This is a genomic window from Pseudonocardia sulfidoxydans NBRC 16205 (assembly GCF_007989085.1).
In the GTDB taxonomy this organism is placed as follows: domain Bacteria; phylum Actinomycetota; class Actinomycetes; order Mycobacteriales; family Pseudonocardiaceae; genus Pseudonocardia; species Pseudonocardia sulfidoxydans.
Map to the genome: position 1 here is coordinate 1 of NZ_BJVJ01000004.1, position 13674 is coordinate 13674.

Annotated in this window: 9 protein-coding genes; 5 read left to right on the forward strand and 4 right to left on the reverse strand. The window is 75.8% G+C overall.

Features of this window, described 5'->3' with window-relative positions; all coding sequences use genetic code 11:
- Positions 1-78 precede the first annotated feature (78 nt).
- Together PSU4_RS03030 and PSU4_RS03035 are read right to left on the reverse strand one after the other, a co-directional pair.
- Complete coding sequence (locus PSU4_RS03030) at positions 79-360, reverse strand: MGMT family protein (RefSeq protein WP_147102405.1); 282 nt, start codon at positions 358-360, stop codon at positions 79-81.
- Between the two features lie 31 nt (positions 361-391).
- On the reverse strand, positions 392-1177 hold the full coding sequence (locus PSU4_RS03035) for an alpha/beta fold hydrolase (RefSeq protein ID WP_147102406.1): 786 nt from the start codon (positions 1175-1177) through the stop codon (positions 392-394).
- Between the two features lie 89 nt (positions 1178-1266).
- On the opposite strand from PSU4_RS03035, the gene PSU4_RS03040 reads away from it, so the two are divergent.
- The 5 genes from PSU4_RS03040 to PSU4_RS03060 all read left to right on the forward strand — a co-directional run bounded on the left by PSU4_RS03040 (position 1267) and on the right by PSU4_RS03060 (position 10867).
- Positions 1267-4563, forward strand: coding sequence for an ATP-dependent helicase (locus PSU4_RS03040; protein ID WP_373866029.1), 3297 nt, complete (start codon positions 1267-1269; stop codon positions 4561-4563).
- On the forward strand, positions 4560-7904 hold the full coding sequence (locus PSU4_RS03045; protein ID WP_147102407.1) for an ATP-dependent helicase: 3345 nt from the start codon (positions 4560-4562) through the stop codon (positions 7902-7904). The genes PSU4_RS03040 and PSU4_RS03045 overlap by 4 nt, the downstream gene beginning before the upstream one ends.
- Positions 7905-8076: 172 nt before the next feature.
- Positions 8077-8619, forward strand: a complete 543-nt coding sequence (locus PSU4_RS03050) for a MarR family winged helix-turn-helix transcriptional regulator (protein WP_307724765.1) — start codon at positions 8077-8079, stop codon at positions 8617-8619.
- A 19-nt stretch (positions 8620-8638) separates the two neighbouring features.
- Positions 8639-9754: a saccharopine dehydrogenase family protein gene (locus PSU4_RS03055; RefSeq protein ID WP_147102408.1), complete on the forward strand. Its 1116-nt coding sequence runs from the start codon at positions 8639-8641 to the stop codon at positions 9752-9754.
- 51 nt (positions 9755-9805) lie between these two features.
- A complete protein-coding gene (locus PSU4_RS03060; RefSeq protein WP_147102409.1) occupies positions 9806-10867 on the forward strand; it encodes a potassium channel family protein in 1062 nt (353 codons plus the stop codon).
- 186 nt (positions 10868-11053) lie between these two features.
- Here PSU4_RS03060 and PSU4_RS03065 read toward each other — a convergent pair whose 3' ends face one another.
- Both PSU4_RS03065 and xylB read right to left on the reverse strand, forming a co-directional pair.
- Positions 11054-12211 carry an ROK family protein gene (locus PSU4_RS03065; RefSeq protein WP_147102410.1) on the reverse strand — a complete coding sequence of 386 codons (1158 nt, stop codon included), beginning with the start codon at positions 12209-12211 and terminating at the stop codon, positions 11054-11056.
- Between the two features lie 23 nt (positions 12212-12234).
- The gene (gene xylB / locus PSU4_RS03070; protein WP_147102411.1) at positions 12235-13632 is read right to left on the reverse strand and encodes a xylulokinase; all 1398 of its coding nucleotides are present in this window, start codon (positions 13630-13632) and stop codon (positions 12235-12237) included.
- Between the last annotated feature and the right edge of the window lie 42 nt (positions 13633-13674).

A 13674-nucleotide genomic window follows, 5' to 3' on the forward strand; every position in this document is an offset into this window, starting at 1 on the left:
GACCCCGCCCCGACCCCGACCCCGGCCCGGCCCCGGGCCCGGCTCGCCTCGGCCCCGGCCGCCCGGCCCGGGGAGGGCTCAGCGGCGGCGGAGCTCGCGGGGGAGGCGGCCGTCCACCAGCAGAACGCCTTCCGCGCGCAGCCGCGCCGCCTGCTCGACGGCGATGTGCGGGGCGGCGGAGCCGTCGGCGCGCAGGACGCGGTGCCAGGGGATGTCGTGCCCGTCGTCGGACAGGATCTTGCCGACGATCCGCGGCGAGCTCAGCCCGAGCTGTCGGGCGATCTCGCCGTAGGTCGACGTCTCACCCGGCGGGATGGCGCGGACGGCGTCGCGCACGGCCTCGACCGTCTCCTCGTCCATCCGTCGCCTCCGGCACGCTCAGTCGGTCACATCAGTCGACGCCGAGCACGAACTCGCGGATGTGCGCGGCCACCTCGTCGGTACGTTCGAGGAACAGCATGTGCCCCGCCTCGACGGGCCGGACGGTCAGGTCGGCGCCCAGGGTGGCGGCGCAGCGGTCGAGCCAGGACTGTTCGACGAAGTCGCCGCGCGTGGCGGGCAGGACGAGCGTCGGCATCCCGGCTGGTGGGACGACGGCGGGGCGGGCCATCTCGTTCCAGGCGACGAGTGCGGCCGACCGCAGGTAGCGCCATTCCCAGTGGTCCTCGAAGTGGGCGAGGTGGGCGGCGACCTCGGCGTCGACCACCGCGCTGTCGACGCCCTTCCACCGGTCGGCCCGGTCGGCGCGGGCGCTGTCGAGGTCGGGGTAGGTCTCGTCGGGGCGGGTGTCCTCGGCGGTTTCGAGCATGTCGTCGGGGTCGAGGCCCAGGGCGGGGTCGAGCAGGACGAGCCGTTCGATGCGGTCGGGGACGGCACGGGCGAGGTGCACGGCGATCGCGCCCCCGAACGAGTGGCCGACGACGGCGACGTCCTCCACCTCGAGCCGGTCGAGGACGGCGATCGCGTCGGCGACGTGCTGCTCGATGTTCCACGGCGGGGACCAGGGGGAACGGCCGTGCCCGCGCAGGTCGACGCCGATCCAGCGCAGCTCGGGGACCGCTTCGGCGAGCGGGGCCCAGCGCGCGCCGTGGCCCGTCACCCCGTGGAGTGCGAGCAGCGGCACACCGACGGGGTTGCCGAAGGTGTGCACGTGCAGGCGCCGGGCGTTCTCGGACACTCCCGTCATGCTGCCATCACGGTCGGTGGCGAACGGAGGGTGGGGGCGGCCCCGCGGAGATCGTCGGTGGGGCGTGGTCGAATCCTCGGGTGCCACGCTCCTCGTCCCCCCGCACGGCCGCCGCGCCCCGCCGCGGCCGGGTGCCGCTGCTCGTGCGCGGTGGCCTCGCGCCCGTGGGGGCGCCGACGTGGGACGACGCGGCCCGGCGGGTCCTGGCGCACCGTGAGGGCCCGCTGCGGGTGGTCGGCGGGCCGGGCACGGGCAAGACGACGGTGCTGCTCGCTGCGTTGGCCGAGCGCATCCGGGAGGGCGTTGCGCCCGAGAACATGCTGGTGCTCGTCGGGAGCCGGCGCGCGGCCGTCGACATGCGGGAGAGGTTGACGCCGCTGCTGCATCCCGACGGCGGGAACCCCGAGTCGACGACGCGTGAGCTGCTGGTGCGCACGGTGCACTCGTACGCGTTCGGGGTGTTGCGGCTGCACGCGGCCCGCCACGGTGATCCGCCGCCGCGGCTGTTGGCGGGCGCGGAGCAGGACGTCGTGGTCCGTGAGCTGCTGGCCGGGGAGGTCGAGGGCGACGCGCCCGGTTCGGGGTGGCCGGAGCGGCTTCGCCCTGCGCTGGGGCTGCCGGGGTTCGCGGCGGAGCTGCGGGAGCTGCTGCTGCGGGCGGCGGAGCGCGGGCTCGGGCCGGAGGAGCTGCACCGGATCGGGGAGCGGTTCGACGTCGACGAGTGGCGTGCCGCGGGCCGGTTCTTCCGGGTGTACGAGCAGGTCGTGCTGTTGCGCGGCGCCGCCGGGCGGGGCGCGCCGCAGGCCACGGCCCCGGCGCTCGACTCGGCGGAGCTGGTCGCCGCCGCGCTCGACACGCTGGCCGCCGATCCCGATCTGCGCGCGGCGGAGCAGCAGCGGGTGCGGCACCTGTTCGTCGACGACGCGCAGGACCTGGATCCGCAGCAGATGGAGCTGGTCGGTGCCCTGGGGTCGACGGCGACGACGACGTTGCTGGCCGGTGACGCCGACCAGGCGGTGCTGATGTTCCGCGGCGCCGATCCGCAGGGGCTACGGGCCGTCGAGGCGGAGACGGTGGTGCTCGACGTCGACCATCGCAGCGCACCTGTGGTCCGCGCGGCGGGGGAGCGGCTGGCGGCCAGGTTGCCGGGCAGCGGGGAGGGCCGGTCCCGGCGCGGCCCCGACGGTGAGGACCCGGACGGCGGGGAGGTCCTGGTCCGGGTGTTCGCGTCGGTCGCCGCGGAGGCGTCGTGGATCGCCGACCGGCTGCGCCGCGCCCATCTGGTCGACGGTGTGCCGTGGTCGGAGATGGCGGTGCTGTCGCGGTCGACGCGGCGGTCGTTGCCCGCGCTGCGCCGCGCGCTGGTGGCGTCGGGTGTGCCGATCGCGGCGCCGCCCGACGAGCTGCCGCTGGGGCGCCAGCCCGCGGTCGTGCCGTTGCTGATGGTGCTGCGTGCGGCGACGCGGCCGGAGTCGCTCGACGCCGACGCCGCCGCGGCCCTGCTGACGTCGCCGCTCGGTTCGGGCGATCCGATGCGGATGCGCCGGTTGCGGCGGGGGTTGCTGCGGCTGCACGCGGCGGCGGGGGATGAGATCATCAGTAGCGATCCGCTGCTGGTCGCAGCGTTGCGGGCGGCGGTGGAGGGCGACGTCGACCCGTTGGCGACGTTGCCGCCGTCGGAGACCGCGCCGCTGCGCCGCGTAGGCGCCCTGCTCGCCACGGCAGCGGCGGCGGCGCGGGAGGGGCACAGCGTCGAGGAGGTGCTCTGGCGGGTCTGGCAGCAGTCCGGACTGGGCGACCGGTGGGCCGAGTCGAGCGGGCGCGGCGGGCCCGTCGGCGCCGCGGCCGACCGGGATCTCGACGCCGTGCTCGCCCTGTTCGACGCGGCCGCCCGCTACAGCGACCGGCTCCCGGGCGCCGACGTCGCCGGGTTCGCCGACTACCTCGCCGACCAGCAGCTCCCGGGCGACTCGATGGCCGCCCGGGCCCCGACGGGCGACGCGGTCTCGCTGCTCACCGCGCACGGCGCCCGCGGCCGGCAGTGGCAGGTCGTCGCCGTGCCGGGGGTGCAGGAGGGGGCCTGGCCGGATCTGCGGTTGCGCGGCAGCCTGCTCGGCACCGAACGCCTCGTCGACCTGCTCGCCGGGATCGCCGAGCCCGACGCCCGCATCTCGCGGGTCGCGCCGCTGCTGGCCGAGGAGCGCAGGCTGTTCTATGTCGCGTGCACCCGTGCGGCGCACACGTTGCTGGTCAGCGCGGTGCAGGGGGAGGACGAGCAGCCGTCCCGGTTCCTCGACGAGCTCGATCCGCTGCCCGCCGGTGCCGCCGAGGCCCGCACGGTGCAGCGGCCGAGCCGCTCGTTGGTGCTCGCCGAGCTGGTGGGCGAGCTGCGCCGCGCGGTGTCGACGCCAGGGGATCCCGAGCGTCGCGAACGGGCCGCGGTCCAGCTGGCCCGGCTCGCCGCCGAGAACGTCCCCGGCGTGCATCCCGACGACTGGTACGGTCTCGCGCCCGTCTCCACCGACGCGCCGCTGCGGGTGCCCGGCGAGGTCGTGCCGGTGTCGCCGTCCGACGTCGAACGGATCATGGCCTGCCCGCTGCGGTGGGTGCTCGAACGCCACGGCGGGGGCGACGTCGGCGCGCTCGCCGCGGTCACCGGCTCGCTGGTGCACGCGCTGGTGCAGTCGGCGTCGGCCGGTGCGGAACCGGCCGAGCTGGAGCACGCGCTGCGGTCGGCCTGGGCCCGTCTCGACGTCGGCGCCCCCTGGTACGGGCGCCGCGAGCTCGACCGTGTCCGGGCGATGCTCGCGGCGTTCGACGAATGGGTCCGCACCAGCCGCGCCGACGGGCTGCGGCTCGTGGCCGTCGAGGAGGCGGTGCGGCTCGACCTGCCGGTCGAGGGGGACGTCCCCGGTCAGCAGCCGGAGGTCGGCCGTGCGCAGGGGCCGTGGTTGCAGCTGCGCGGCCGGGTCGACCGCCTGGAGGTCGACGCCGAGGGCCGCCCGGTGGTCGTCGACGTCAAGACGGGCAAGACCGCGGTCAGCGCGCGCGTCGCGGCCGAGCACCCCCAGCTCGCCGTCTACCAGCTCGCGGCCGCGCTCGGCGCGTTCGGCCGGCTGCTGGAGAAGGGCGTCACCCCGGGCGGGGCGCGGCTGGTCTACCTGGCCGACCGCAAGGCGAGTGGCCAGGCCAAGGAGCCCTCGCAGCCACCGCTCGACGCCGCCGAACTGGCCCGGTGGCGTGGCGTCGTCGCCACCTGCGCGCAGGACACGTCCGGCTCGGCGTTCGTGGCCCGGGTCAGCGCCGACTGCGACCGCTGCCCCGTCCGCACCAGCTGCCCCGCACGAGAGGCCGGACGGCCGGTGACCGCGCCGTGACCCTCACCCCCGCGTCGCTGGCGGTGGCGCTCGGCCTGCACCCGCCCACCGACGAGCAGGCCGCCGTCATCGCAGCGCCGGCCCGGCCCGCGCTCGTCGTCGCCGGGGCCGGGGCGGGCAAGACCGAGACGATGGCCGCGCGCGTCGTGTGGCTGGTCGCGACCGGGCAGGTGCTGCCCGAACAGGTCCTCGGTCTCACCTTCACCCGCAAGGCCGCGCAGCAGTTGGGCCAGCGTGTCCGGGCCCGGTTGCGGCGGCTCGCCGGGTCGCCGCTGCTCGACGAGCTCGACCCCTCCGGTGTCCGCCGCACCGCGGTCCTCGCCGGGGAGCCGACGGTCTCGACCTACCACGCCTACGCGGGCCGGCTCGTCGCCGAACACGCGCTGCGGCTGCCCGCCGAGCCCGCCGCGCGGCTGCTCACCGAGACGGCGTCGTGGCAGCTCGCGCACCGCGTCGTCTCCACCTGGGCGGACGACCTGGAGATCGACCGCGTCCCCGCCACCGTCACCGGCTACCTGCTCGCGCTGGCCGGGGAGATCGGTGAGCACCTGGCCGATCCCGCCGACGTGCGCCGCCTCGCCGGGGAGATGGCCGACGCGTTGGAGAACGCGCCGCGGGCCAAGGGGCAGCGTGCCGAGCCGTCGCAGACCTACAAGCGCTGGATCGCGGCCCAACGGATGCGCGTGGAGCTGTTGCCGCTGGTCGAGGCGTTCGCCGCCCGCAAACGGGCCGAGCGCACCATCGACTTTGCCGACCAGATGGCCATCGCCGCTCGCGTCGCGGATGAGCACCCCGAGGTCGGTGCCACCGAACGCGCCACCTACAAGGCCGTGCTGCTCGACGAGTACCAGGACACCGGTCACGCCCAGCGCGTCCTGCTCCGCGCCCTGTTCGGGCGCATCCCCGGCGCCCCCGCGCGCGACGACGACCTGTCGGTCACCGCCGTCGGCGACCCCTGCCAGTCGATCTACGGCTGGCGCGGCGCCAGCGCCGGAAACCTCGCCCGGTTCCGCACCGACTTCCCCGCGGGCGAGGAGCCCGCCGACGAGTACGGCCTGCTCACCAGCTTCCGCAACCCACCCGAGGTCCTTGCGCTGGCCAACGCCGTCTCCGAACCGCTGCGCACCGGGCCCGGCGCCGTCGAGGTCGGGGAGCTGCGGGCCGGCCCGACCGCCGCCGCGGGCGACGTCCGCGCCGCGCTGCTGCCCGACGTCGACACCGAGGTCGCGTGGATGGCCGACGCCGTCGCCGCCCAGTGGCGGGCCGCTCTCGATGCGGATCGGCCCGCGCCGACGTCGGCCGTTCTCGTCCGCCGGCGCGCCGACATGGATCCGATCGCCGCCGCGTTGCGCGCCCGGGGGCTGCCGGTCGAGGTCGTCGGCCTCGGTGGGCTCCTCGACACCCCCGAGGTGCGCGACCTCGTCAGCGCCCTGCGGCTCGTCGCCGACCCGCTGGCCGGGCCGGCCGCGATGCGGCTGCTCACCGGCGCCCGGTTCCGCCTCGGCGTCGCCGACCTCGCCGCGCTGTGGGCCCGCGCCCGCGAGCTGGCCCCACCCACGTCGGGCAACGGTCCCGGCCCGCTCAGCCCCGCCGAGCTCGCCCTCGGCGCGCTGCCGGGGGAGCAGGCCGAACAGGCCGGCATCGTCGACGCCCTCGACGACCCCGGCCCGCCCGAGCAGTACTCGCCGGCCGGGTTCGACCGCATCCGCCGGCTCGGGCGCGACCTGCTGTGGCTGCGCTCCCGGCTGTCCGCGCCGCTCACCGACCTCGTCGCCGACGCCGAACGCCTCCTCCTGCTCGACACCGAGGCGGCGTCGCGGCCCGGTCCCGTCGGGCGCGCCCACCTCGACGCGTTCGCCGACGTCGTCGCCGAGTTCTCCGCCGGTGCCGAGGTCTCCTCCCTCACCGCCCTGCTCGACTACCTGGAGACCGCCGAACAGGCCGAGGACGGGCTCACCCCCGGCGAGATCGAGGTCGTCCCCGACCGCGTCCAGGTCCTGACCGTGCACGCCGCCAAGGGACTCGAATGGGAGGTCGTCGCCGTCCCGCACCTGGTCGCGCAGGTCTTCCCCGGCCGCAAGATCGGCGGCGACTGGCTCACCTCACCCGCCGACCTCCCGGTCCCGCTCCGCGGCGACGCGGCCGACCTCCCGCCGTTCGCGCTCCCCGCGAACGTCGACCGCAAGGAGGCGGAGCTGGCGGTCAAGTCCCACCAGGACGCGCTCGACGCACGCCGGCTCGTCGAGGAACGCCGCCTGTTCTACGTCGCGCTCACCCGCGCCGAACGCGTCCTGCTGCTGTCCGGGCACCGCTGGGGCACCCTCGGCGACCGGCCCCGCGAACCGTCGGAGTTCCTGCTGCAGGTCGCGGGGGAGATACCCGCCGCCGGTGGGCGCATCGAGGCCTGGGCCGAGGAACCCGCCGAGGGCGAGACCAACCCCGCCAACGACCGCGTCGTCACCGCCGAATGGCCCGCCGACCCGCTCGGCGCCCGCTCATCCGACGTCCACAGCGGGGCCGACATGGTCCGCTCAGCGCTCCGCGGTCTCGCCGAGGCCCGGGAGCACCATGCCGAGACCCTCGCCGCCGCCGCGGATCCCGGCGCACAGCTCGACCTGATGGCCCCCAGCCCCCCCGAGGACCCCGACGACGACCTGGACGACCCCGAGGGCTGGGCCGCCGACGTCGACGTCCTGCTCGCCGAACGCGCCGCCGCCCGCGCCCGGCCCACCGTCGAGCTGCCCGCACACTTCTCGGTCAGCCAGCTCGTCGAGTTGGCCGCCGACCCCGACGCCCTCGCCGCCCGGCTGCGCCGCCCGCTCCCGTTGCCGCCCAACCCGCACGCCCGCCGCGGCACCGCCTTCCACGCCTGGCTGGAACAGCGCTTCGGCGCCGCCGGCCTCCTCGATCTCGACGACCTCCCCGGCGCCGCCGACGACGGCGCCGCCTCCGACGACGCCCTCGAGGACCTGCAGGCTGCGTTCCTGCGCTCGGAGTGGGCCGACCGGCGACCGGTCGAGGTCGAGGTGCCGTTCGAGACCGTGATCGCCGGTATCGCGGTGCGGGGCCGGATGGACGCGGTGTTCCCCGACCCCGACGGTGGGTTCACCGTCGTCGACTGGAAGACGGGCCCGCCCCCCGACGAGTCCCGCCTCGGCCCGCTGGCCGTGCAGCTGGCTGCCTACCGGCTGGCCTGGGCCGCGTTGGCCGGGGTGGAGCCGGAGCAGGTGCGGGCGGTGTTCCACTACGTCCGTGCGGGCCGCACCCTGCGCCCGGCCGACCTCCTCGACGCCGACGGCCTGCGCGCCCTCCTCGACAGTGTCCCGGCCCCCACCCCTTGAGCCGGGCCCGGCGGAACAACCGCGCGCAACCTCACGGTCGCGATCCGGCCCGTCGACAGCCGTGAGGTTGCGCGCGAACAGCTGGCCGCAAACCCACGTTGTCGGGGGCGCCCGGCATGTCGACCCGGTATTGAACCTTCAAGTTGAAGTGCACCTCGGTTACGGTGATCGGGTGGGCACGACCCCTGACCTCGATCCGGCCGACGAGGCCGACACCCGCTGGCTCGACGACGGCGAGCTGCGGAGCTGGCTCGCGTTCAGCGGGATGCTGCTGACCCTGCCGGGCTTCCTCGACGCCCAGCTCCAACGCGACGAGGACCTGTCGCTGTTCGGCTACCTCGTGATGGCCGGCCTGTCCGACGCACCGGAGCGCACCCTGCGGATGAGCGAGCTGGCCGTCCTCACCCAGGGGTCATTGTCGCGGCTGTCGCACGCCGTCGCGAAGCTGGAGCGCAACGGCTGGGTCGAGCGCCGACCCTGCCCGGGCAACGGCCGGGTCACGATCGCGACGCTCACCGACGACGGCGTGGCGAAACTGGTCGCGGCCGCACCGGGACACGTGGCGGCGGTGCGGCGGCTGGTCACCGACCCGTTGGGGCCGGAGCTGTTCGCGCGGCTCGGGGAGGCGTCGCGACGGATTCTCGACGCGACCGCCGGCCCCGGCTACCCGGCGATCCCGCGCCGGGCCGACGACAGGGCCGACGACGGGGCCTGAGACCCCTTAGGTTGCTGCCATGACCGGCAGGATCGTGCTCCTCGGCGCCACCGGGTACACCGGCGGGCGCACCGCGCAGGCGATGGTCGACCGCGGCCTCAGCCCCGTCCTGGCGGGCCGCGACCCCGACCGGCTGGCCGGGATCGCGCACGGTCTCGGCGGCCTGCAGACGGCCCGCGCCGACGTCACCGACCCGGCGTCGATCCGGGCACTCGTCGAGAAGGGCGACGTGCTGGTGTCGACGGTCGGGCCGTTCATGCGCCTCGGCGGCCCCGCGGTCGCGGCGGCGATCGACGCGGGCGCGGTCTACGTCGACTCGACGGGCGAGCCGCCGTTCATCCGCGAGGTCCACGAGACCCACGGCCCCGACGCCGCGCGGACCGGCGCGGCCCTGCTCCCCGCGTTCGGCAACGACTACATCCCCGGTGTCCTCGCGGGCGCGCTGGCGCTGCGGGACGCCGGGAACGCGGCGCGACGGGTCGACGTCGGCTACTTCCTCAGCGGCGGCGGCCGCGGCCGCGCGTTCTCCCGCGGCACGCTCGACTCGGTCGCGGGCGTCATGACGCGCCCCGCGTACGCGTTCCGCGACGGCGGCGTGCGCGAGGAACCGGCGGCGTCGCGGATGCGGACGTTCCACGTCGCCGGAAAGCCGCGACCGGGCGTGACGATCGGGGCGTCCGAACAGTTCGCGCTGCCCCGACTGGCACCGGGGCTACGGACCGTCGACGTCTACCTCGGCTGGTTCGGCGCTGCGAATGCAGCCCTGCACGCGTCGAGCCGCGTCACCCCGCTGCTGGGCCGGATTCCGTTGCTGGCCGGCGGCGCGACGACGCTGCTGCAGAAGGTGATCTCCCGGATCCCGGCCGCCCCCGACGCGGCGACGCTGGAGCGGACCACGTCGCACTTCGTCGCCGAGGCCTTCGACGGGACCGGCACCCTGCTGGCCCGCACACACCTGACCTCGCCCGACGGGTACGCGATCACGGCGGGGCTGCTGGCGTGGGGTGCGGGGCGCGCGGCGGAGCACGGTGTCGACGGTACGGGCGCGCTCGACGCGGTCGGCGCGTTCGGGCTCGACAGGCTCGTCGCCGGGGCCGCCGAGGCCGGCATCGTCGCTGATCGGTCGGCCGAGTGATCGTCGACGTCACACACTGACGGTGACGGCAGCGCGCTACCCTCCGCGGCGATGAACGAGCGGTTGCGGCGCAGGGTCCTCGACAGGGAGACCGCGGGCGCCCTGCGCATGCCGGACCCGACCCTCGGCCCGGTCGTGTCCCTGGTGCGCCGGCTGGCGATCGCGTTGGGCGCGCTGTTCGCCACCGCACTGATCGTCTGGTTGTCCCGCGAGGGCTACGTCGACAACAACGACGACGGCAGCGGCATCTCGTTCCTCGACGCCCTCTACTACGCGACCGTGTCGCTCTCGACCACCGGGTACGGCGACATCGTGCCGGTCACGAGCGCGACCCGGCTGGTCACGACGGTGGTCATCACGCCGTTGCGGCTGCTCTTCCTCATCGTCCTGGTCGGTACCACCGTGGAACTGCTCACGGAACGTTCGCGCCAGGCGTATCGCATCTCCCGCTGGAGGTCACGCGTGCGCGACCACACGATCGTCGTCGGCTACGGCACCAAGGGCCGGGCCGCGGTCGACACGCTGCTCGGCGACGGGGCGGACCCGTCGGAGATCGTCGTCGTCGACACCGACCGCACACAGCTCGACGCGGCGTCCGCGCTGGGACTGATCACGGTGAACGGCAACGCGACCCGGTCGAGCGTGCTGCGCGTCGCGGGCGTGCCCTACGCGTCGGCGATCGTGATCGCGACGAACCGCGACGACACCGCGGTGCTGGTCACGCTGACCGCCCGCGAGCTGGCGCCGAAGGTCACGATCGTCGTGGCGGTCCGGGAGTCGGAGAACGTGCACCTGCTGCGGCAGTCGGGTGCGAACTCGGTGATCGTGTCGGCGGAGACGGCGGGCCGGCTGCTCGGTGTGGCGACGACGACCCCGAGCGTCGTCGAGGTCATCGAGGATCTGCTGACCCCGGACGCGGGGTTCGCGATCAGCGAGCGGCCCGTCGAGGAGATCGAGGTGGGTGGCTCGCCGCGGCACCTGCCCGACATCGTGCTGGGGGTCGTCCGCAACAACGAGCTGGTCCGCGTCGACCACGCGTCGGTCGACGCCCTGGAGCGCGGCGACCGCCTCCTCTACGTGCGCCGGGCCTCCCCGCCGGACGAGGACGACTGACCCCTGTGAGCGGCGATAGTCGCTATAGCGACTATCGCCGCTCACGACGGCTCACGCCCGGACAGGCTCGCGCCCGGACAGGCTCGCGCCCGGACAGGCTCACGCCCGGACAGGCTCACGCCCGGACAGGCTCACGCCCGGACAGGCTCCAGGCCCCGACGAGCTCACGACAGGCTCACGACGAGCTCACACCCCGACGAGGTCCCTGACGACGCCCAGCGCCGCCCCGTGCAGCGCGGCGTCCCGCGTGACGGCCGCACGCAGCACCCGCACCGGCGGCCGGGCGACCACCCGTGACCGCAGGGCGTCGCGGACCCGCGTGCGCAGCGCGTCGCCGAGCCGACCGTAGATCCCGCCGAGGACGACGACGGGGACGTCGAGCAGGTTGACCGCGCCCGCGAGCGCGATGCCCAGCGCCGCCCCGGCGACGTCGAGCGCCGGACCCGGGTCGCGGACCAGGGCGTCGACATCGGGGACGTCGGCCGCGCGCAGCAGCGCCGCGGTGCTGGCGACCGTCTCCAGACAGCCCGTGCCCCCACACGTACAGGCGCGCCCGGCCGGGTCGACGACGACGTGCCCCAGCTCTCCGGCCCGGCCGCCGGCGCCGCGGAAGAGCCGGCCGTCGAGCACGATCCCGGCGCCGACGCCCACGCCGCCGGAGACGAAGAGCATGTCGCGCAGGCCCTGCCCGGTCCACAGCTCGGCGAGCGCGGCGAGGTCGGCCTCGTTCGCGGCCGTGACCGGGACGCCGACGCCGAGGGCGTCGACGAGCCCGTCGACGTTCTCCCACCGCGGCAGGTTGGGTGCGCGCTGGAGCACGCCGTCAGGGGTGACGACGCCCGGCAGCGCCACCCGGACCCCGGCGACCGGGAGCCCGGCTTCGGCGACGACCTCGCGGGCGAGCGCGGCGGCGCGCCGCAGACCGTCGGCGGGCGGGTGGTGGCGGTGTGCGGACGGCACGCGACGGGTGACGCGGACCGTCCCGGTGAGGTCGGCGACGCAGGCGGCGATGTCGTCGACATCGATCTCGACGCCGACGCCGCAGGGCCCTGACGGGTTGAGCTGCAACGGGTTCGCGGGTCGGCCGCGGCCGCCGCGGGGGGCTTCGAGCTCGACGAGCATGCCGTCGGCGAGCAGGTCGTCGACGAGTGAGGAGACGGTGCCGCGGGTGAGGCCGGTCGATGCGGCGACGGCGGCCCGTGACGCCGGCGCGGAGGCGACCGCGGCGAGTACGAGGCCCCGGTTGTGGCGTCGGACCGTCGGCGGTCCCGCCGGTTCCACCCGCGCAGCCGGCCCGACGGGGGACGGGCCGGCTGCGCCGAGGTCACCGGGGAGCGGTGTCATGGGGTCGAAACGGGCCGCTTTTTTCACAGCCGGTTCGCGGTCATCTCGCGGACCGCCGCGTACCGGTCGCGCACGGCGGGCGTCGGGTCGGCCTCGTGGACGACGGTGCCTGCGGCCTCCCAGTCCGGCAGCGCACCGGAGAGTGCCCACGCGGCCTGGCGGGCGGCGCCGTCGGCCACGTAGTCGCCGGGTGTCGGGACGACGACGGGTCTGCCGAAGACCGCCGGCGCGATCCGGGCGACGGCCTCCGACCGGGCCGCTCCGCCGACGAGCAGGATCCGTTCGACGGGCACGCCCGCCTCGACCAGCGCGTCGAGGGCGTCGGCGAGCCCGCAGAGCAGCCCCTCGACCGCGGCGCGGGCGAGATGGGAGGGGTCGGCGGTGCCGAGGGTCAGGCCGTGCAGCGAGCCCGTCGCCTCAGGACGGTTCGGCGTCCGCTCGCCCTCGAGATAGGGGACGAGAACGAGCCCGCCCGCCCCGGGCGGACAGGACAGCGCGAGCCGGGACAACGACTCGTGGTTCACACGCAGCAGGGTCGCGGCGGCGTCGAGGACACGCGCGGCGTTGAGGGTGCACACCAGCGGCAGCTGCTGGCCGGTGGCAGACGCGAACCCGGCGATGACGCCCGTCGGGTCGGCGGTCGCGACGGGGCTCACCGCACTCACGACGCCTGAGGTCCCCAGCGACACGACGACGTCGCCGGGTTGCGCGCCGAGCCCGAGCGCGGCGGAGGCGTTGTCCCCGGCGCCCGGCCCGAGCGCGATCCCGCCGGGCGTGTGGCCGACGACCTCCGAGGGCGCGGCCACCCGCGGCACCAGCACCCCGGGGCGGCCCAGGGCGCGTTCGAGCAGGTCGAAGCGGTACTGGTTCGTCGTCGACGAGAAGTAGCCGGTGCCGGAGGCGTCGCTGCGGTCGGTGGTGAGCTCGGCGATGTCGCTTGTCCCGCGTAGCCGCCACGTGAGCCAGTCGTGGGGGAGCGCGACGGCGGCGGTGGCGGCGGCGTGCTCCGGCTCGTGGGAGGCGAGCCACCGCAGCTTGGTGACGGTGAACGAGGCCACCGGCACGCTGCCGACCGCGTCGGCCCAGGCCTGCGCGCCGAGCTCGGCCACGAGCGACTCGGCCGCCGCCGCGGAACGGGTGTCGTTCCACAGCAGCGCGTCGCGGACCACCGCTCCGGCGGCGTCGAGGCACACCATGCCGTGCTGCTGGGCGCCGACGGAGATCGCGGCGACGTCGCCGATCCCACCAGCGTTCTCGAAGGCGGCCTGGAGGGCGGACCACCAGGCGTCGGGCGCGACCGAGGTCCCGGCCGGGTGGGGTGCCATCCCGCGCCGGACGAGCGCCCCGGTCGCAGCGTCCCGGATGACTACGGTGCACGACTGCGTGGACGAGTCGACCCCGGCGACGAGCACCCGCGTCACCCCGCGACCCCGAACAACGGTCGTGAGTGGCGATAGTCGCTA

Coding starts and splice junctions, on each gene's coding strand:
- PSU4_RS03030 (WP_147102405.1), bottom strand. CDS start 360: ATGGACGAGGAGACGGTCGAGGCCGTGCGCGACGCCGTCCGCGCCATC.
- PSU4_RS03055 (WP_147102408.1), top strand. CDS start 8,639: ATGACCGGCAGGATCGTGCTCCTCGGCGCCACCGGGTACACCGGCGGG.
- PSU4_RS03060 (WP_147102409.1), top strand. CDS start 9,806: ATGAACGAGCGGTTGCGGCGCAGGGTCCTCGACAGGGAGACCGCGGGC.
- PSU4_RS03065 (WP_147102410.1), bottom strand. CDS start 12,211: ATGACACCGCTCCCCGGTGACCTCGGCGCAGCCGGCCCGTCCCCCGTC.